22 protein-coding genes are annotated in these 18487 nt (G+C 36.6%); 10 read left to right on the top strand and 12 right to left on the bottom strand.

The genetic code is table 11. The features are described from left to right. The first annotated feature begins 135 nt into the window (after nucleotides 1-135). Nucleotides 136-366, top strand: a complete 231-nt coding sequence (locus tag QA539_RS08980; protein WP_101153292.1) for a hypothetical protein — start codon at nucleotides 136-138, stop codon at nucleotides 364-366. 40 nt (nucleotides 367-406) lie between these two features. On the opposite strand, the gene QA539_RS08985 is transcribed toward QA539_RS08980, so the two are convergent. Next, nucleotides 407-1051, bottom strand: a complete 645-nt coding sequence (locus tag QA539_RS08985; RefSeq protein ID WP_419895105.1) for a metallophosphoesterase family protein — start codon at nucleotides 1049-1051, stop codon at nucleotides 407-409. 165 nt (nucleotides 1052-1216) lie between these two features. Here QA539_RS08985 and QA539_RS08990 point away from each other — a divergent pair, with 165 nt between their 5' ends. After that, nucleotides 1217-2764 (top strand): SLC13 family permease, encoded by a 1548-nt coding sequence (locus tag QA539_RS08990; RefSeq protein WP_419895106.1) that lies wholly within the window; start codon nucleotides 1217-1219, stop codon nucleotides 2762-2764. A gap of 37 nt (nucleotides 2765-2801) precedes the next feature. Here QA539_RS08990 and QA539_RS08995 read toward each other — a convergent pair whose 3' ends face one another. Beyond that, nucleotides 2802-3080, bottom strand: a complete 279-nt coding sequence (locus tag QA539_RS08995) for a TIGR04104 family putative zinc finger protein (protein WP_241427458.1) — start codon at nucleotides 3078-3080, stop codon at nucleotides 2802-2804. A 178-nt stretch (nucleotides 3081-3258) separates the two neighbouring features. Here QA539_RS08995 and QA539_RS09000 point away from each other — a divergent pair, with 178 nt between their 5' ends. Next, on the top strand, nucleotides 3259-4575 hold the full coding sequence (locus QA539_RS09000) for a TrkH family potassium uptake protein (protein WP_219493082.1): 1317 nt from the start codon (nucleotides 3259-3261) through the stop codon (nucleotides 4573-4575). A gap of 68 nt (nucleotides 4576-4643) precedes the next feature. On the opposite strand, the gene QA539_RS09005 is transcribed toward QA539_RS09000, so the two are convergent. After that, on the bottom strand, nucleotides 4644-4826 hold the full coding sequence (locus tag QA539_RS09005; protein WP_050742452.1) for a hypothetical protein: 183 nt from the start codon (nucleotides 4824-4826) through the stop codon (nucleotides 4644-4646). Then, nucleotides 4810-5118 carry a hypothetical protein gene (locus QA539_RS09010; RefSeq protein ID WP_041636178.1) on the bottom strand — a complete coding sequence of 103 codons (309 nt, stop codon included), beginning with the start codon at nucleotides 5116-5118 and terminating at the stop codon, nucleotides 4810-4812. Before QA539_RS09010 ends, QA539_RS09005 begins: the two co-directional genes overlap by 17 nt. Nucleotides 5119-5191: 73 nt before the next feature. Here QA539_RS09010 and QA539_RS09015 point away from each other — a divergent pair, with 73 nt between their 5' ends. Further along, nucleotides 5192-5392: a hypothetical protein gene (locus QA539_RS09015; RefSeq protein WP_133433311.1), complete on the top strand. Its 201-nt coding sequence runs from the start codon at nucleotides 5192-5194 to the stop codon at nucleotides 5390-5392. A gap of 92 nt (nucleotides 5393-5484) precedes the next feature. Here the strand turns inward: QA539_RS09015 and QA539_RS09020 are convergent, their stop codons facing one another. From QA539_RS09020 to QA539_RS09035, 4 genes are all read right to left on the bottom strand, one after another. Then, nucleotides 5485-6885 carry a dihydrolipoyl dehydrogenase family protein gene (locus tag QA539_RS09020; RefSeq protein WP_101035889.1) on the bottom strand — a complete coding sequence of 467 codons (1401 nt, stop codon included), beginning with the start codon at nucleotides 6883-6885 and terminating at the stop codon, nucleotides 5485-5487. Between the two features lie 271 nt (nucleotides 6886-7156). After that, the gene (locus QA539_RS09025; RefSeq protein ID WP_419895107.1) at nucleotides 7157-7660 is read right to left on the bottom strand and encodes a DUF805 domain-containing protein; all 504 of its coding nucleotides are present in this window, start codon (nucleotides 7658-7660) and stop codon (nucleotides 7157-7159) included. Continuing rightward, complete coding sequence (locus QA539_RS09030) at nucleotides 7650-8624, bottom strand: hypothetical protein (RefSeq protein WP_419895108.1); 975 nt, start codon at nucleotides 8622-8624, stop codon at nucleotides 7650-7652. Before QA539_RS09030 ends, QA539_RS09025 begins: the two co-directional genes overlap by 11 nt. A 118-nt stretch (nucleotides 8625-8742) precedes the next feature. After that, nucleotides 8743-10461: an ABC transporter ATP-binding protein gene (locus tag QA539_RS09035; RefSeq protein WP_419895109.1), complete on the bottom strand. Its 1719-nt coding sequence runs from the start codon at nucleotides 10459-10461 to the stop codon at nucleotides 8743-8745. Between the two features lie 138 nt (nucleotides 10462-10599). On the opposite strand from QA539_RS09035, the gene QA539_RS09040 reads away from it, so the two are divergent. After that, nucleotides 10600-11163: an STM3941 family protein gene (locus QA539_RS09040; RefSeq protein ID WP_419895110.1), complete on the top strand. Its 564-nt coding sequence runs from the start codon at nucleotides 10600-10602 to the stop codon at nucleotides 11161-11163. 32 nt (nucleotides 11164-11195) lie between these two features. Continuing rightward, on the top strand, nucleotides 11196-12032 hold the full coding sequence (locus tag QA539_RS09045; protein WP_419895111.1) for a hypothetical protein: 837 nt from the start codon (nucleotides 11196-11198) through the stop codon (nucleotides 12030-12032). Between the two features lie 69 nt (nucleotides 12033-12101). Here the strand turns inward: QA539_RS09045 and QA539_RS09050 are convergent, their stop codons facing one another. Beyond that, nucleotides 12102-12524: a hypothetical protein gene (locus tag QA539_RS09050; protein ID WP_103214542.1), complete on the bottom strand. Its 423-nt coding sequence runs from the start codon at nucleotides 12522-12524 to the stop codon at nucleotides 12102-12104. Nucleotides 12525-12559: 35 nt separating this feature from the next. Beyond that, nucleotides 12560-13093: a hypothetical protein gene (locus QA539_RS09055; RefSeq protein ID WP_101143840.1), complete on the bottom strand. Its 534-nt coding sequence runs from the start codon at nucleotides 13091-13093 to the stop codon at nucleotides 12560-12562. 112 nt (nucleotides 13094-13205) lie between these two features. Between QA539_RS09055 and QA539_RS09060 the strand changes: the two genes are divergently transcribed. Beyond that, nucleotides 13206-13964, top strand: a complete 759-nt coding sequence (locus QA539_RS09060; protein WP_419895112.1) for a GNAT family N-acetyltransferase — start codon at nucleotides 13206-13208, stop codon at nucleotides 13962-13964. Between the two features lie 62 nt (nucleotides 13965-14026). Here the strand turns inward: QA539_RS09060 and QA539_RS09065 are convergent, their stop codons facing one another. Next, a complete protein-coding gene (locus tag QA539_RS09065) occupies nucleotides 14027-14386 on the bottom strand; it encodes a hypothetical protein (RefSeq protein ID WP_101152052.1) in 360 nt (119 codons plus the stop codon). 391 nt (nucleotides 14387-14777) lie between these two features. After that, the gene (locus tag QA539_RS09070; RefSeq protein WP_419895113.1) at nucleotides 14778-15983 is read right to left on the bottom strand and encodes a DUF5780 domain-containing protein; all 1206 of its coding nucleotides are present in this window, start codon (nucleotides 15981-15983) and stop codon (nucleotides 14778-14780) included. Nucleotides 15984-16562: 579 nt separating this feature from the next. Between QA539_RS09070 and QA539_RS09075 the strand changes: the two genes are divergently transcribed. Genes QA539_RS09075 through QA539_RS09085 form a run of 3 tightly spaced genes read left to right on the top strand, consistent with a single transcriptional unit; the run spans nucleotide 16563 to nucleotide 18485 of the window. Continuing rightward, nucleotides 16563-16787, top strand: coding sequence for a hypothetical protein (locus QA539_RS09075; protein WP_101152050.1), 225 nt, complete (start codon nucleotides 16563-16565; stop codon nucleotides 16785-16787). A gap of 14 nt (nucleotides 16788-16801) precedes the next feature. Continuing rightward, on the top strand, nucleotides 16802-17467 hold the full coding sequence (locus tag QA539_RS09080) for a response regulator transcription factor (RefSeq protein WP_219493099.1): 666 nt from the start codon (nucleotides 16802-16804) through the stop codon (nucleotides 17465-17467). Further along, complete coding sequence (locus QA539_RS09085) at nucleotides 17457-18485, top strand: sensor histidine kinase (RefSeq protein ID WP_219493101.1); 1029 nt, start codon at nucleotides 17457-17459, stop codon at nucleotides 18483-18485. The genes QA539_RS09080 and QA539_RS09085 overlap by 11 nt, the downstream gene beginning before the upstream one ends. Nucleotides 18486-18487: the final 2 nt, after the last annotated feature.

Below are 18487 nucleotides of genomic sequence, written 5' to 3' on the forward strand. Positions count from 1 at the left end.
TCATTCAAATATATATTTGAATATATTATATAACAAACATAACATTCAAACAATGATTTGAATGTTATGTTTATATCTTTTTACTACGGGAATCTTATTGATGAACAAATAATAAATAAGGGAGTTTTATCCATAATGGAATCAAGTAGTAATTATTTAAAGATTGAGATTAAGCTGGACAACAATGAAACGGTTTATCATTACGAATTCTTCTCAACAGATGAGAAGATTGCGTACAATAACTTCATCACAAAATGTGACCGTAACGAAACAGGTTTCCTTCCAATCAATGACGGGGAACATAATAGTGCAATCAATCTAAATAAAATCGTCAAAATTACTCCGCTTGAAAGAACGAATATTTAAATAGTAAAAAGCACCTGACACGTCAGGTGCTTTTTACTATTTAATATTTATCTTCATCCATAATTTTCTCCAAATAACTATCTACCAGTTTGCCGTGTTTATTAATACGCACTGCACATACGTGCTCATAGTTCCCCGCACCTGTATCGATGTTGAGTATATTACGTTTCTTATCATACTCCGGCTTACCACTTTCTGTCGGCGTATGTCCTATCACCTGCAGCTTATGCATATGCTTCAACTTTCCACGGTAGCGCAGTACACACCAACTGCTCTCTGTGCTAAACTTTCTAAAGTTCAGCCAGTTTACGCCGGCATGTGATACATACAGTACCTCATTTTCATAATAAAGCGGTAAACGATGCATCCACTCAATATCCCTGTCGAATTTTTTCAATGGATAATGTGTGAGCGTCCTTCTGTAGTTTTCTTTCATCTCTGACTTTGGTGTATGCTGCATCATATACTGTACCATCTTATATTCATGGTTCCCTTTAATACACACCGTATCCGGATACATATTGCACAGCTTTCTAATATAATAGACTACATCTCTCGAATTGCAGCCTTTATTAATATAGTCTCCGACAAAGATAAGCTGTTCTTCGCCTTTTTTCCAGTGCTTCATGATTTTCTTCAAGGTAAAGAAACAACCGTGTACATCTCCAACAATAAAATAATTCATCTTTGCCATCCCCATAATAAAAAGATTAGTAGTTACTGATTATAATTCAATCGCCGAAAAATCTAAAGAAAATATTGAAATAAATAGAAATAAATTATGAAACCCCTTACAATTTTCTTTCCGATTTTGATACAATTGGAATTGAATAAACAAAGAAGGATGTGAATGATTATGAGAAAAAGTATCGTATCTGCAAGCTATCTGCAATTCTTTTCTAAGAAAAATCAAACACCAGGGTATACGAAAGTTCAACTGATTGGTTTAATGCTCGGTCCATTGTTATTCCTCTTATTTAATTTTCTTATCCAGTTAGAAGGTTTAACACCTGCTGCACGCTTTGTCCTTGCCTCAACACTGTGGATTGCAACGTGGTGGATTACTGAACCGATTCCAATTCCAATAACCTCACTTTTACCACTTGTCTTGTTTCCGATGGGTCAGATTATGGACGGTAACAAAGTCGCGGCAAACTATGGTAATGATATTATCTTCTTATTCCTGGGAGGTTTTATTTTAGCGATTGCTATGGAGAAATGGAATCTGCATACGAGGCTCGCGCTGAATATTATCAATAAAATCGGGACAACAACTTCTAAAATCATACTTGGATTTATGATGGCAACGGGCGTAATGAGTATGTTCGTCTCTAACACCGCAGCGGTTATGATCATGATACCGATTGGACTAGCATTGATCAAAGAAGCCGAAGTGCTCAGTCAGAATAATGCATCAGAATCATTACAGAAGTTCGAGAAGACACTTGTGCTCGCAATCGGCTATGCAGGTACGATAGGTGGACTGGGGACATTGATTGGAACACCGCCACTTATTTTGCTTACGGGTCAGATGAAAGCAATATTCGGATATGAAGTCAGCTTCGGACAATGGATGCTCGTTGGTGTCCCTTCAGTTATCGTCCTCTTATTACTTACGTGGGCATATTTAAACTATGTAGCGTTTAAGACAGATATGACAGAATTACCAGGAGGTCAAGCGGTCATTGAACGTGAACTGAACAAGTTAGGAAAGATTACACGAGAAGAAATTATCATCTTATGTATCTTCTTGTTTGCAGCATTCTTATGGATTATTAGAGGGTTCGTATTCGTGAATATCCCTGCCCTCAAAATGATTCAGGATGGTTCAATTGCAATGTTCATATCGATATTATTATTCTTAATTCCGACAAAACGCCAGCAAGGCCGCATCGTTGACTGGTCGATTGCAAAGGAAATCCCATGGGGTGTGCTGCTATTGTTTGGTGGAGGATTAGCGCTAGCAAATGCAATTACCACAAGTAAACTCGATGCGTGGCTGAGCAATCAGCTGATTTTGCTAAAAGGATTACCGATTATCCTGATCATCACGATCACTGTCTTATTCGTACTGTTCTTAACCGAAATCACATCAAATACAGCAACTGCAACAATGATTTTGCCATTACTTGCTGCACTTGCAATATCAATAGATGTACATCCACTCGCATTAATGGTCCCAGCTGCGATGGGTGCGAACTGTGCATTTATGTTACCAGTAGGTACACCTCCAAATGCTATCGTGTTTGGAACAGGTAAAGTGACGATTCGAGAGATGGCAACTACCGGTTTCTGGTTAAACCTAATCAGCTGTGTCATTATCGTTATTGCTGTGATGGTATTGCTGCCAATCGTCTTCGGCTTCGATATTACACCATTTCCAGCTTCATTAAAATAAGGAACGGAAGCAATTCCGTTCCTTATTTTTTATTCTTCTATTGAATAGACTTACTTGAGAAACTATCAGGATATTCTGTAATTCTATGAAGTAACGGAAAGAAGATGATCAATAAAACAAGAGAAACGATATATAACGTAAGTAATACATACGAATGCAGATGAAATAGATTAACTGCCATCATTATTATTAAATTTACTACAAAAAGATGCAGATAAATCTTAGCAATCTGTTTCTCAGATATATAATGAGTATGCGCACATTTTGGACACGGCACTTTAACATTGGTAAAGAGCTGCCATGATGCTTTAAACATATCCTCATACCGATAAGGATAATTGCACTTCTTACATCGATTCAAATCAATCTCCCTCTCTACTTACTAGCTGTTGTATTATATCTAATTTTTTACAATAAATAAAGATAGATGTATATTGTAATTTATATCTTTATCATGTACTCTATTGCTATCAAATATTAAAGAAGGTTTCTAAGTGAAAAAGAAAAAAAGTAATCCATATCTCGTGATTATCAGTTCGTTCATCATCTTCTTAGCTATCGGGACATTGCTGCTGGCACTTCCGATAGCACAAAGACAGCCAACATCATTTATTGACTGTCTGTTTATTGCAACCAGTGCATTTACGGTGACAGGACTTGCAACGATAGATATTACAGCAAATTTCAATACATTTGGTCATATTATCATTATGATCCTTGTACAGGCTGGCGGACTCGGGATCATCACATTAGCGATGATCGTCTTTATCATGCTTGGTCGTAAGGTAGGACTGAAAAGCCGTTCATTGGCTACGGAAGCTTTGAACCAGCAAAACTTAGGCGGCATATTACGTCTTGTTCTTACACTGTTACTGATCAGTCTTCTATTCGAGTCAATCGGCGCTGTACTGCTGGCACTTGAATGGGTCCCTTTGCTCGGGATTAGACGTGGATTATTCAATAGTTTCTTTACTGCAGTAAGCGCATTTAACAATGCCGGATTTGCACTTCACAGTGATAATCTCGTGCAATATCAGACAAATCCTTTAACTAACTTTATTATCACTACATTGATCATTCTTGGAGGATTAGGATTTACTGTTATTCTTGATCTCTACCAGAAAAAAAAGTTTAGTCATCTTAGGCTGCATACGAAAATCATGATATTCGGCACAATCATTATTAATGCGTTCGCGACACTGTCCATCTATTTACTTGAAATGAATAATCTTAAGACGCTCGGTGGCCATAATACGTTCGATCAGTTTCAGATGGCTTACTTCCAGGCTATTACGACAAGAACAGCAGGATTTAATACTATAGATATTGGTGCACTACAAACACCGACCATCTTACTGATGATGCTATTCATGTTTATCGGAGGCGGATCGACATCAACTGCCGGCGGGATTAAGTTGACGACAGCTGTCGTTATCTTCTTCGGGACAATCAGTTATATTAAACAACGTGAACAAATCAATTTATTCAAAAGAGCCATCGATACTAAAAATCTTTTTAAAAGCTTTGCAATTGTCGTATTGAGCTCTACCTTTATATTTATCATCACTTTGGCGCTTGTTATCGCAGAGCCTGATCTGCCATTCCTTGCAGTAATGTTCGAAGTCATATCAGCATTCGGCACAGTCGGATTGACGATGGGCATCACAGCGAAACTCTCTGTTATCGGAAAGCTGCTCATTATTCTGATGATGATGATTGGTAAGATCGGTGTATTAACCATCGTGCTGACATTCTCTAAACCACAGAAAGCGCTCTATACGTATCCGAAAGAAGATGTACTGACGGGGTAGATAATATTATAAATTTGCATCAAAAAAGAGAAGAACTTCAAAATTCTTCTCTTTTTTAACATTAAAAATTAATCTTCAATATTTTTCTTAATTCTTATTAAATCTTCTTCTGACACTTTAAACGTTACCTCTCCAGTTTCAAGATCAACTTCTGCCAGTACTTCGGCTGTTCGAGGAAACAACCCCTTCGTTAGTTTTAACTTCAGTGGAATTGAGGCATTATTGGTCATCGTCTTAAATATCTTTTTCATAAGAATGTCCTCTCCTAACAATGATTTTTCTGATTAGTAGTATTGGCGCAATGATAAAAGCACCCACCTGCACTAAAGAACGAATCGGTTTTATCTTGAGTGCAAATGCACTGGCATCAAGAGCGATAAAAGGATAGCTAAAGAACGCAACGATAAAGTAGAGTGTTAAGATTATCAACGGAAATCGCCATACATCGGCAGAATATAGTGTACCCATAACATAAAAGTATAGCGCCAAGAAGGCAATGCTTAAAATAATAGCAAGAATATGATATACAATATTCTCTTTCAATATCAATCATCCCTTTCTCATTTATTTTAACAGATGTATAATTATAGTAAAATATAGGGAAAGGAGAGATATTATGAAAAAATCTCAAAAATCATTTATCATGCTTGTCATCATTCTGGCTATCGTGAATATCATCTTAATCCTTATGGACTATGAGATACGTGGTATCATCAGCTGGGCTTCTATGGCAATCATTCTACTTGTAGCTTTCACCTTAAATATGCGAAGATTTATGCGCAATGAACCTGACCAAGATAAAGTGGCTCATAAATAATAAACACGGGCCATCTTGCACACCAAACAACTGCTTTATCTCTCAAAGTGGCTCTTAAAAAACCTCACTCAAAATTGAGTGAGGTTCACTTCTTATAAATCGATATCAACGCCCATCATATGCATACCTAGTAGTTGGATAACACCACTTGATGCACTCGGGAATGCAACAATCAGCTTATTTACTTCTCGACCACTCATCTTCTTCTCGATAATCAGTGTGAGCATATTAATAAGATCGTCTGCGGCACTGCCATAGATAACCGCACCTTTTAATCTATTTCTTCCATCAAGGATAACCTTCATTTCCGCATCACGTTCGTGTTTATACTGAAATTCCAGCTGTTCCCCAAATTTAATAGTTTTCACTTTATACCCTGATTTACGTTCCGCTTCCTCGACGGTCATCCCCACATGCGCGATTCTTGGCAACGAATACACCACATTCGGGATTGCAGGATATTTAATCGGTAAGAGTTTCAATGCTTTTAACGGGAACTTCTTCTTATCCGCATCGTTACCTAGTATATTGAGCGCAATATAGTTAGATTCGAATGTTGCCGTCGGTGTTAATTTAGGTGTTTTCTTACTAACGACATCTCCACTTGCATAGATATTTGGCACAGATGTCTGCATGAACTTGTTGACTTTAATACCGTGCTTATCGTAATCCACACCCACTTGCTCTAATCCGATACCTTCCACATTCGGTACACGTCCTGTTGCATCTACAACGTAATCTGTATACAGTTCAAAGCCTTTGTCGTCAGTGAACTTCAAACCATCCTCTGTCTGTTCAAGCTTATTGACATCAATATTCAGATGGAATGTCACACCTTCATCTTCCAGCTTCTTGACCAGTTTCTGTACATATGGCTGATGATACTGCTTCAGCACAGTATCAGAATGACCAATCACCGATACTTCACTGCCCATCTTCGCAGCAATTGAAGCGAACTCGATGCTGATATAACCACCGCCCAGGAAGGTGATGCGTTCAGGGAACGTATCCAGCTCCATAAAGTCGGTACTGTTGTGCATGAGTTCCTTACCTTCAATATCTAGTACATGACTGCGCTGTCCCGTTGCAAGCACGATGAATTTCGCATGGTATTCTGTTCCATCAACGCTCACCGTGTGTGCATCTTTCAGCAGCCCTTCACCTTTGATAATATCAATGCCCTGATCTTTGAAGATTTGTTCCAATCCTTCATGCATCGGATTAATCGTCTCGCGTTTATAATCCATTAACTTCGACCAGTTCACTTGAGGGAGCGTATCTACAATATCACCATAATGCTTGAGAGACTCAATCGCTTCAAATGGCCCTTCTAATAAGATTTTAGGATTACACCCATAGTTCGTACACGTACCAGCAATCTTATCTTTTTCAATTATCGCTACACGCTTCTTCATCTGGTTCAAGATAAGTGCGCCGTGCCATGCTGCATGACCACTTCCGATATAAATCACATCATAATGTTTATTGTTCATATATTCCCCACCTCAACTTTATATTATTGTTCTTAATCATACTACCATAATAACACCTACGATTAAGTTAAAACAAAGGGTATGATTTATTATGTTAAAATAGTACTAATATTTTTCTACAACATCTCCATCATTGTTACTAATCTTATTTCTATAATTTTCTTCAAAAATATTACATTAAAAATATTGGCGCATACACTTTATCCAGGTACTTCACACGCCCTTTTAATATATTAAAACACACCCAACTGCATGGAGTTGGGTGCATCTTCTACATGCGTTTCGGGTCTTTGCCATACTTATTATCGCCTTCATTACCTTTAATGAAATTGATGATAAATAAGAACAATCCTCCAAGAACTGTGAATAGCGTAATTAATATAATTGGTAATGATATTGTATCTAAGTTTACCGGAAACGTGCCTGTCATTTGTTCTGTGATAAAACTTAAGATTGCTGATAATACTGTGATGACGATTGCAATTTTACCGCTCATATTAATATCATGTAATCGGCGGCTTGCCTGTGCCATCGTTGGTATAGTAGTGATATATGGAAATATCGTACCTGCTACAAATCCGTAATGATCCATCACATGATAACGTCCGCCAGTCATTATCTCAAGCAACAAGACTACGATTGTAAGAATCAATCCAATAATGATGTTCGCAACTATATTCAGCCAGACTTCTCTGCGGCGTGCGCGTCCTGTGAATGTGAATCCTTTCGTCCAGAATGCTATAAATGCATCTTTAATCGACATATTATTTTCCATAATCTTCACCTCTTACTTCTACACCAATGTACATATGTCCATCTTTCAACTGTTTCTTATATCGCTTCAGTTTGTCTACATCATGCTGGAAGTGAAGTTTATAAGTTATCCCTTCCACCGCTTCTTCTGTGTGAGTATCAACCACTGTATCTGCTATAAATGTAAAGCGTTCATACTGACCTGCATAATATTGTTGCTCTTTCAGACGTACAGGTATGACGGTATATTCATTAAATGCATCTACTTTATTCTGATAGATATGGAAGTTCATATTCTTAGATTTAATTACGCCGACTGACTTACCGAATACTTCCTGCGTAGCAGCACTTACTGCTGCCTCTTCTGTATCGAATGCTTTCATCGGTTCATTCATACCAACCTTATTGTTCGCTTTATTGAGCCATATACCCTTTTCGTTCATCTGAATAACGCCATCTTTCAGCTCTGTTGCTACAGTAACCACTTCTGATTCATCGTCATTTGTCATGATGCGATCTTCAAGTTTTGTCGCTTTACTGAATGCACCTGACTGAAAATGATGCACTCCAGCCTTACTCTTGATATCCCATGTTTTTTGTTCGAACTTTCCATTTACACTGACCAGATTAAATTCATTCTCTGGAAATGTCAGTTCCGTCGTGTCCTTTGAGATGTTTTCGATAAATCCGGTATATAAGTATTGTGAACGTTTGTAATCTCCGTCCATCATCTTCCATGCATAATAATGACCGTTCGGCAGTTTAAAAGTGCGATCTGCGTGATTTGCTTTGACGCTAAATTTCTCATCCATTGCATCACTCATTGCACTTGACGCCTCTTCATAATCTAAATATTGACCACTATATAGCCCTGATTCCACTTCTAGATCTGTGAGGTCGTTACCTAACACATAATCTTTCGTATCCCTTATCGCGCCAACTGCTAAGAACACAATAAATAAAACGAGCAATATTTTCTTCATCATCCATCCCACACTTCATTTGTATTTTCTTCCATTATTTACATGATACTTCTAAATAGGATTAAGTGTCAATTTAATCTTTATTATCAAAAAAACCGACGAATGATTCGTCGGTTCTTGCTTAAGACATGACTTGTGCATATTGTGCCTGCTGTAATCGATAATATTTACCTTGCTGTGCGATGAGGTCGTCGTGACTGCCACTTTCAACGATGCGCCCGTTCTCTATAAAAAGAATTCGGTCCACATCTCTTATCGTTGACAGACGGTGGGCAATCGTCAGTGTTGTACGCCCTTCTGATAAGCGTTTAAATGCTGCCTGTATACGATTCTCTGTTTCAACGTCAAGCGCACTTGTCGCCTCATCCAGTATAATAATCGGCGGGTTCTTCAAGAACATACGCGCAATAGAAACACGCTGCTTCTGTCCCCCTGATAACTTCGTACCGCGTTCTCCTACAATCGTGTTGATACCCTCTGGCAGCGTATCAACAAACGCTTTCAGCTGCGCTTGTTCTACTGCCCACATAATCTCCTCATCTGTCGCTTCCAAATTCCCATACGCGATATTCTCTTTTAATGTGCCGCTAAAGAGAAATACATCTTGCTGCACGATACCAATCTGTTTACGCAGAGATGCTAACGTATAGTCCTTTATATTCTGTCCATTCATAGTAATCTTGCCGTGCGATGGATCATAGAACCTCGGCAGCAATGAACAGATTGTCGTCTTGCCGCCACCACTCGGTCCGACAAGTGCGATATGTTCCCCGCGCTGAATTGAAAACGATAGATCGTCAAGAATCGTCTGTTCGCCGTACTTGAACGTCACATGGTCATAGTCAATCTCTTCCGGTACTTGTTCGAAGCTTACGGCATGAGCGCTATCCTTAACAGCAGGTTCTGTCGCCATAATTTCCTTGAAGTTGCTAAATCCAGCAATACCTTTCGGGAAGAGTTCGATGATCAGGTTAATCGACTGTAGCGGCTTGAATAATATATCCGTAATCATAATAAATGCAACGAACTCTCCATAGCTCATCATGTTCTGTAATACGAAGTAACAGCCTAATATCAATACAATGATCAATGTAAACTTCTGTGAGATATAACCAATCGATGTGTTCCACGACATGTAGTTATACGCCTTTAATTTCGTACGTCTAAAGTCTTCATTCGTCTCTTTAAAACGTTCGTTCTCATAACGTTCATTCGTGAATGCCTGTACTAGACGAATGCCACCGATTGTCTCACTGATGACATCGTTGAACGCAGATACATTGCCAAACAATCTGCGGAACTGCGTCGTCATCTTACGGTTAAAGTATAACGTTAAAGCGAAGATGAGCGGTACGATACAAAACGTGATTAACGCAAGCTTTACATCAATCGTGAGCATAATAATCAGCGCACCAATGACCGTCATCACGGCAACGAACACCTCTTCAGGACCGTGATGCGCAAGTTCACCGATATCCATCAGATCATTCGTCAGCCGACCCATGAGCTTTCCTGTCTTATTACGGTCAAAGAATCCGAAGTTCAGACGCTGCATATGCTGATACAGTTCATTCCGGATATCACGTTCAATATTTGTCCCGAGCTTATGCCCCCAGTAAGTCACGATAAATTTAAGGATCGTGACAAACCCGAACACTAAAAACAAGCCGACCGCACCAAGCACGATATTCGGCCAGTCTTTCGACGGTAACAGCTTATCAATAAACAAACTCGTCATTAATGGAAAGATGAGCTCCAGTACGCCGACAAATACCGCTGAACCAAAATCCAGCATAAACAAACCCTTATACGGCTTGTAGTATTCAAAGAATGATTTCATATGAGTTACCTCTACCCTTTAATATAATATGTATATTTTAACATAGGACAGACAGGTATTTGATATAGATGTCCTTTTAAGTTTTATTTGCAAAGATTAGGGTATAATAATACACAAATATAGGAAGGGGTGCAGAACATGGATGAATTAATAGTCAGAAAAAGTATCGTAAAACAAGCTTTTGTAACCTTTATGTCCCTCGGCCTTACTGCACTAGGTGCTTTTTTTCTATACATAGGAATCGAATATAATACATTGTTCGCCATTTTATTTGGTATTTTCATTTTATTAATATTCGGTTTCTTTACTTTCCATCATATTAAATTACTTATTGATGGCCATGACCTCGTGATACTGAACAACGAAGGTTTCTATGATTATTCCAGTGCGATCTCAACGAAAGATCAGCTCATTAAATGGACAGATGTCAGAGACATTGCATTGACAACTATGGGCGGGAAATTATTCGTGTCGATTGAAGTTGAAAATTTTCATGAATTGCTTAAAAGTCAAAACGCGATGTCAAAAAAAGCGATGCGTCTGAATAATAAGATTGGATACAAAGATATCAATATTACGACGCAAAATGCAAAAGGTATGGACGCAAATGACCTGGCGATTATAATGCAGGACTATCATGCAAAGTATGGTAATGCGATTAACTACGAAGCTGGCGAACTTAAACACCTAAAAGACTTATAATATATACATATTAATGTTCGAAAGGATGCGCTATGACAAATACATCACGAAATAAACTTATTATTATATGCTTCAGCTTAATCGTTCTGATTACTCTATTCATTATCATCACGAATAAAAAGACGCATGTTGTAACCCACAAAGCAAATAATCCTGAACACTTCACTACGAGTGATGGTACGCAGATTAACTATCTTATCTACCCTGCAAAACACGCAAAAGGAACTTTGCTCTGGCTACATGGTGACGGGGCAGCAGAATTTTATGAACCTGATACAAAGTATTATCTGGAAGGACCACACGGTATAAAACAGGCAGCTGCAGCACATCAATTAACGCTCATTTTACCTAAGACGCCAAGTAAGGACAAGACTTGGTGGACAAACGGGGAGCAGAATAATGAATATCTCGTCGAGCTTATTCGCACATTACCAGATCACGACAACTTATGGATCGGGTCATTCTCGGGAGGTTCTGAAGAAGTGGCATACTGGTTGCTTCATGATTTGAAAAAAGCAGGTGTGCAACGCGGTGGTGCCGTATTATTTGGTGGTGGAGGCTCACCGAAGTCTGAAGGTATTACAGATACATTACCCAAAAGTGACGTCATCCAGGAATCATTCCCATTAACATGGATTGCAGGAGAACATGATGACGGTACTGACAAATACGCGAAAGGCTTTAATACATTAAAGAAAAGTAAGGAAAGTGAGGCTTTCTATCGAAGTCAGGGATGGGATACAAAACGTATCGTGCTGGAAGGTTATGGTCATTTAATCTCTAAAGACGATGAAGGGTTATATGGTAAATATTTAGACGATGTTTTAAATGGTAAGCGTGATGAGATTAAGTCATTGCCCAAGAAATAAAAGGCTTAATACAAATAAACTGCACCCTGAAATTTCGACTTAAAATCTAACTTTCGGGGTGCAGTTTATTCACTTCAACATGGCTTTCTCTTTTATTTCTTTTATCTCCTGTCTATCAACAATATGCCTCATGTTCGTACCTACTGCTGCACCGAAAATAGCAACCGTAAAACCGAACAACCCTGATGTATCCATATCATTCATCTTGTAATACATATGCAATAACAAAGAGATAATCAACATCACTGCCAGAACTGTATATTCATACTTCTTCTGTGCTACACGTTGCTCTAACCCTGCCAGTCGATCTGTATGAAGTAACTGTCTGAGCCTTGTTTCGTGAGGAATGATAAAGAATGGTCCAATTAAAACTACTATAAGAAAAGTAAATATAAACGGTTCCTGCTGCACGCCACTATCAATCAATAACCATAATAACATCACTACAATGGTTCCATAGATAAGATAATTTAGCCATAGTTTCTTCGTCATATCATGACATCCTTTCTATATGTTTTAATATAACTTCACTGTTCCAACTTTTCGATATCCTCAAAATCATAGTCTTCATACAATTTGTCGCGGTCGGTCGGTTTATTTTTATTGTTCGCAAACCACGGTATTAAAATGATGAGTAATATGCCGACGGTACTCGTACTATGCATAATAACGTTAGAATAATAACTATACGCATAGATTATAGGTAAACCTATGAATCCAAGTAATAAATACACAGCTGGTGACTTCCTTAGAAATCTGAATCGTTTTATCTCTGTAGATAAAGATGATAAATACAGTAAGGAGAATAATCCTATGAAAAAACTAAATCGCTTGAACTGATCCAAGCCTTCACGACGTGCTGCTTCTTCCATCGAATAATCGTCATAGGGGTAGCTAAAATCTTGGAATATGTAGATAAAAAATAAGACAATCATAACAAGCGAAAGAATAAACGGGATAGTCATCAGCTTCTTATACAGATGAAACGGCAGTTCCCCTTTAAAGTTAAATAAATTCTTTATAAAATATTGAAACGTTCTTTTGAAATCCGTTTTATCCATGTAGCACCTCTCTTATCATATTAATACCATTTTAATACAATTACTGTAAAATATATAGTATATATAAAATCATGTATAATAAAGAATAAAGAATAAAGAGCGAGGTAATAACATGCTATCATTTAAAGAGACACATAATAGTGCGGACATATTAGAAGAAAACGCTCGTTATATTCACTACCATACGCCGAGCCAGTTGATTAAGTATTACGCAAACTACTTCGAATACAAAGAGATGCCGACGCTAGAACTATTTAAAGAAGATCTATCGTATCAGCGTGATTTTCATATGAAATATCATCAACAGCATCTATTATTCATCTTTCCTGACAACGAAGTGATTCCTGAATCAATTGTCGCTTATGCGAAATCACATGGTTGTAACCTAGAGATGATGGAATTGTATGAGCTAAAGCATCCGAAGCAGTTAAGACGTAACGATGAGGTCATTTGCGAGGTGGTTACACAGGACGGACCAATATTCGATGACTTCCTAAAGGTCTGTGCTACAGGAGAAATCGAGTATGGAGAAGACTTTGTAAAGCTGAAAGACGAGACACATAGACGTGATTTGTTAAAGCATAACATACTACAGATTGTCGCATACATAGACAATATGCCTGCAGGTAAGATAGAAGCGATTATAGAAGACAAGACGGTAGAAATCGATGACTTCTACGTGATTGAAACGTATCGTAAACGTGGTATCGGGAGTCGCCTGCAAGAAGCGGTGTATGACTTGGCACATGGAAAGCAGGTATTCCTTATTGCAGATGGAAATGACACCGCACGCGATATGTATCAGCGACAAGGTTATGAAAAGATAGCTGAGCGCTATGAACTGTTGCTGGCGCCGCATTCAAGTGATTAAAATTGATTCAGTAAAACTTGAAATCATATACTACGTAAAAAGACGCAGTCCCCTGCGTCTTTTTATTTCTCAATTTGTATCAGCCTTCTGAACGTACTATATACTAATACTCCCGTCACTAGAACCATGACACCTTCAAAGAATAATAAGAACCAAGATGCATGGTATTTAATCATAAAACTAAATAATACAATAGCGTAAACAAATATCAATAATCTATATACAAACACCGGGATACTTCGAGAGGATTTATCTATTAAATCAGGATAAAATGCTAATGCCAGCATCGGCACTGATAAGCTATAGAAGCCACCTAATGAATCAGCGATATTGTCACTCATTATCTCTGTATAAATGTTATAGATAGTTGATAGAACGAACATCATAAAAAAGAAAATTAATAAACCTGAACGCAAATTCATGGAGCTCCACCTTTCTGCTATAGACCAAATATTAATGTACCGAAAAATATCACTAACCCGGTACTGGAAGCAACAAGAATATTTAATAAAAGAATAAATGCTCTTAGCTATCCTTTTTCTATCATGAAACCGAAGAATGTGCCAACTATCCCAATAATAGGTGTGAGGAATATGAGTGTATTCTGATTATCGTTATTATAGAAGAACACGTGTTTCACTTCATCCTAAAAGATCATAGTTAAGTTAAAATAAGCTTAAAGCGTTAAAGTGGTACTCATACCAACACCTCACTGTGTCAGTGAGGTTTTTTTATTTTCTCAATTATTTTTTAATAGATTGACTTTATTCGTAAAATCAAAAATCGCAGTCTCTGAAGACTGCGATTTCCATCCTACTCCACTGTATCTTCTTCAACACTCGTTTCACTATCATATGTTTCTTCTGATGGCTCTTCAGGTTCTTCTTCACTTGATTCTTCTTCAATGATCTCATCTTCGATTGTTTCTTCTTCAATCGTCTCGTCTTCCATTGTTTCTTCTTCAATTGATTCTTCTGTCACAGGTTCATCCGTGTCCTCTTCTTCACTCTCAGTATCATATTCTTCTTCCGTGTCATAATCTTCTTCCGTGTCAGTCCATTCTTCTGTATCACTTTCTGAACTGTCGACATCGTCCTCCTCATAGTCTTCAAAGTCGTAGTCGTCGAAATTGTAGTCACTCGGGTCTGTTTCTTCTACTTCGTAATAACCATAAATGTCATCTATCCCGTACAGCGCTTCATAGGCATCAAGGTATGCAATGAATCCCATAAGTCTAAGGTATGCTAAGTATGCTTCTAATTCTTCTTTAGAGATTTTGCTTTTTTCTTCAATGTTCTTACTGATCTCATCAAGCTTCTTCTGGTCTAAATCTTCCGGTAAAGTCGCTGTTTCAGACTTTTCTGGTTGTTTCGTCTTTCCGTTTCGATAGAACACGTACTTCTTACCATCTTTAATATCTTTCAATCGTTTACCTTCATATACTTTCATAAATTCATCTAAACTTGGATTATCCCATTTCTTCCCTTCAAAGTCTGTATAGCTGACGACTACCGGTTTAAAGGTATCGATCCCAAGGTTCGCTTCAATCTCAAACCCGTGTACTTTCCCGAACTCACCTTTCGCAGGAATATTTACAGCATCTCCGTTCACACCACGTAAGTAGCTCTTTCCGAAATCAATACTTCCTTTAATCTTAATTGGTAATCCGTTCTTGTCCCACGCTACAAAACCATACTGTATATCACGAATATCCTTATTCGTATTATTTTTAACAAGCGCTTGTAACATATCAGGGTATAAAGCTTTCAGGTCATCATGCTGCACGACATACTTTGCATCAAACGCATAAACATCCTGCTTCTTGAGCGCTTCTTCTAATTTACTAGCAGCTGATTTTTCTTCCTTCTTTGTTTCACTTGTTTTAGATTTCTGTTCATTTACTTTCTCACTCTTAAATACTTCTCGCTCGCCTTTTACATATGGAATTGAAATTATCCCAAGGATTCCTAACAATGCGATAGCGATGACTACTGTCATAATTCTCTTAAAACTAAACATTATCCATTCCCCTTTTATTTTATTTAATTAATATTATAAAATAATGGTCATTTGTATGGAATATTAATTCAAGGAAAATATTTCAATTATTAAAATAAACACCCCTAAAGCTGAATTTTAAGGTTCAACTTTAAGGGGGGCACTATATTTTCTTATGGATTTATTTCCTCATTTTATTAACTTCATCAACTATTTCCATGTGCTATTTAAAGTGTGTATATATTTTTTCTAAATTTAATATATCATCACTCTCCTTTAATGTATTTGTCCAATATCCAATTCAGTGCGTTCAGTTTCTGTATACTTTCGCAATTCGCTGTCTTATTAAATTGATTTAACGCTAACAAATATTCAGGATATTCACTCTCAATAGATTCTAGTTGACCTAGCTCAATAAAAAATATCAAAGTTCCACTTCAATTTTAAACATTGCGGATATCTCTTAATAATATATGATTTTCCGTTTCAATATATTTTAAAAAAATTTAACTTTTTTTATTTCAATTGCGATTTTTATATGAAATTCATAATTTATTCAGATTTGGATTATATATTGTTATCATAAAGGAGGAGATATTAATGGAAAATAATATTGGAGTAGGGTTTATTATCATTGCAATGCTTTGTTTAGGTGCAGCAATAGTTATCGCGTTCGTTTATATCTTTAATTTTATCATTGCATTACTCAATGAAGTTAAACCTAAAGATAGGACTAAAAATAATAAAAAGTATCTACCAGTTCTTTTATTGTTCTTAGGATATATCGTGTTTTATGGAATCGGATTTGTATTGATTAATAAGTAGCGAGGGATAGTGAAATGAAAGGGTTTAATGTGCTAATCATAGAAGATGATACAATAATACTTCATAGTTTAAAGAGGCTTTTAGAATCAAAAGGTTTAAATATATTCATTAATCAAACCGGAGAAAATGTTATTCAACAACTGGTTGATATGCATTTAATCATAATGGATATTATGCTCCCTTATGATAATGGGCTTTCAATTACGCAAGACATTCGGAAGTTCTCTAATATCCCTATTATCTTCATGTCTGCCAGAAATGATATTGACACAAAACTGCAAGGTTTGAGTAACGGTGAAGATTACATCACTAAACCCTTTCATCCACTAGAACTTATAGCTAGAGTTCAAAATTTATTAGATAAACATTATATTGACGATGTTACTACATTCCATAATTTTAAAATAGATACTGTTAATCACATTATATATGACGCATCAGATGAGGTTATTAAATTAACCAAAACTGAACATAAGCTTTTCTTTTATTTATTCAGTAATTTGAACACTGTACTAACGAAAGAGCAGTTATTTGACTATATTTGGTTTGATGAAGATAAATTCGATAATCTATTAAATACATATATTAAGAGACTACGTTCGAAACTACAGGATCATGATGCTAAAATAATTAAAACAATTTACGGAATTGGCTATAGGATGGTGTCACATGAAGAATAAAAGTCTTATTCGCAAATATTACTTCGTTATGTCTGTATGTATTGTGCTTATTCCTATCAGCTTTATCTTACTTAACTATATGTTCCTGTTTATACACACCACATTGTTTTCAATGCTAAATGTAGATAAAAAGTTTAGCAGTTCATTTTTATATGTAAACTTTTATTTATTTTATTTTTTATTACTTTTCATTTTTGTTATTATTGGTGCTAAATTCTTCAAAAATACAATCAAAAGAATCACCGCGCTGGATAATACACTTGAAGAAATTATTTACAAAGATATTTATCCAAATAAAATTGAAGTATCAAAGAATAGCCAGGATGAAATCAACTTACTCGCTCAAACTATCAATAAATTAATTGATCGCTTAAGACATAAAGAAATGCTGCTTGATACAAATTTAAAAACAAAAAACGAACATATCCAGCAACTATCGCACGATATTAATACACCTTTGACAGCTATTACACTTGAACTTTATGAACTTGCAGACGACTATCACATCCCTGATGAAAAAATAGAGCATATATACTCTAGGATCAATTACACAAGTCAGCTTGTTAAAAAGGTGAGCGAGGCTACAGAAGTAGATTTACAGAACCAATATTTATTTCTGGATGATATAAATATTAGCCAGCTTTTAAATAAATCTTTAGATAAATGGCAATACTTACTTGAGAAAAAACAAATCACAATAATGACAAATATTGTTCAGAATATTATCTGGAATGGAGACCCGCTTTTATATGAGCGTTTATTTGATAATATCCTTTCAAATATTACTCATCATTCTAAAACAGGTGAAATTTCAATTAAATTGAATAACTCTCAGCTCATTATCGAAGATTATGGTGTTGGATTTACTGTTAACAGTAATCCTCCTCAAAAATCAGGTAGCGGTATTATCAATAGTATCTGTGAACGGATGAATTTAGGGTTAATTATTACGTCTTCTAAACAAGGTACAAAGTATGTGATTAATTTAAAAAACAAGTCAGAAGTATCATACTCCTGACT

Origin of the sequence: Macrococcus psychrotolerans (assembly GCF_038095555.1) — a bacterium.
GTDB classification, from domain to species: Bacteria; Bacillota; Bacilli; order Staphylococcales; family Staphylococcaceae; genus Macrococcoides; species Macrococcoides psychrotolerans.

Excerpts from the sequence above, each read along its gene's own strand:
- QA539_RS08980 (WP_101153292.1), top strand. The coding sequence starts at position 136 with ATGGAATCAAGTAGTAATTATTTAAAGATTGAGATTAAGCTGGACAAC.
- QA539_RS08985 (WP_419895105.1), bottom strand. The coding sequence starts at position 1,051 with ATGAATTATTTTATTGTTGGAGATGTACACGGTTGTTTCTTTACCTTG.
- QA539_RS08990 (WP_419895106.1), top strand. The coding sequence starts at position 1,217 with ATGATTATGAGAAAAAGTATCGTATCTGCAAGCTATCTGCAATTCTTT.
- QA539_RS08995 (WP_241427458.1), bottom strand. The coding sequence starts at position 3,080 with ATGTTTAAAGCATCATGGCAGCTCTTTACCAATGTTAAAGTGCCGTGT.
- QA539_RS09005 (WP_050742452.1), bottom strand. The coding sequence starts at position 4,826 with ATGAAAAAGATATTTAAGACGATGACCAATAATGCCTCAATTCCACTG.
- QA539_RS09015 (WP_133433311.1), top strand. The coding sequence starts at position 5,192 with ATGAAAAAATCTCAAAAATCATTTATCATGCTTGTCATCATTCTGGCT.
- QA539_RS09020 (WP_101035889.1), bottom strand. The coding sequence starts at position 6,885 with ATGAACAATAAACATTATGATGTGATTTATATCGGAAGTGGTCATGCA.
- QA539_RS09025 (WP_419895107.1), bottom strand. The coding sequence starts at position 7,660 with ATGGAAAATAATATGTCGATTAAAGATGCATTTATAGCATTCTGGACG.
- QA539_RS09030 (WP_419895108.1), bottom strand. The coding sequence starts at position 8,624 with ATGATGAAGAAAATATTGCTCGTTTTATTTATTGTGTTCTTAGCAGTT.
- QA539_RS09035 (WP_419895109.1), bottom strand. The coding sequence starts at position 10,461 with ATGAAATCATTCTTTGAATACTACAAGCCGTATAAGGGTTTGTTTATG.
- QA539_RS09040 (WP_419895110.1), top strand. The coding sequence starts at position 10,600 with ATGGATGAATTAATAGTCAGAAAAAGTATCGTAAAACAAGCTTTTGTA.
- QA539_RS09045 (WP_419895111.1), top strand. The coding sequence starts at position 11,196 with ATGACAAATACATCACGAAATAAACTTATTATTATATGCTTCAGCTTA.
- QA539_RS09050 (WP_103214542.1), bottom strand. The coding sequence starts at position 12,524 with ATGACGAAGAAACTATGGCTAAATTATCTTATCTATGGAACCATTGTA.
- QA539_RS09055 (WP_101143840.1), bottom strand. The coding sequence starts at position 13,093 with ATGGATAAAACGGATTTCAAAAGAACGTTTCAATATTTTATAAAGAAT.
- QA539_RS09060 (WP_419895112.1), top strand. The coding sequence starts at position 13,206 with ATGCTATCATTTAAAGAGACACATAATAGTGCGGACATATTAGAAGAA.
- QA539_RS09065 (WP_101152052.1), bottom strand. The coding sequence starts at position 14,386 with ATGAATTTGCGTTCAGGTTTATTAATTTTCTTTTTTATGATGTTCGTT.
- QA539_RS09070 (WP_419895113.1), bottom strand. The coding sequence starts at position 15,983 with ATGTTTAGTTTTAAGAGAATTATGACAGTAGTCATCGCTATCGCATTG.
- QA539_RS09075 (WP_101152050.1), top strand. The coding sequence starts at position 16,563 with ATGGAAAATAATATTGGAGTAGGGTTTATTATCATTGCAATGCTTTGT.
- QA539_RS09080 (WP_219493099.1), top strand. The coding sequence starts at position 16,802 with ATGAAAGGGTTTAATGTGCTAATCATAGAAGATGATACAATAATACTT.
- QA539_RS09085 (WP_219493101.1), top strand. The coding sequence starts at position 17,457 with ATGAAGAATAAAAGTCTTATTCGCAAATATTACTTCGTTATGTCTGTA.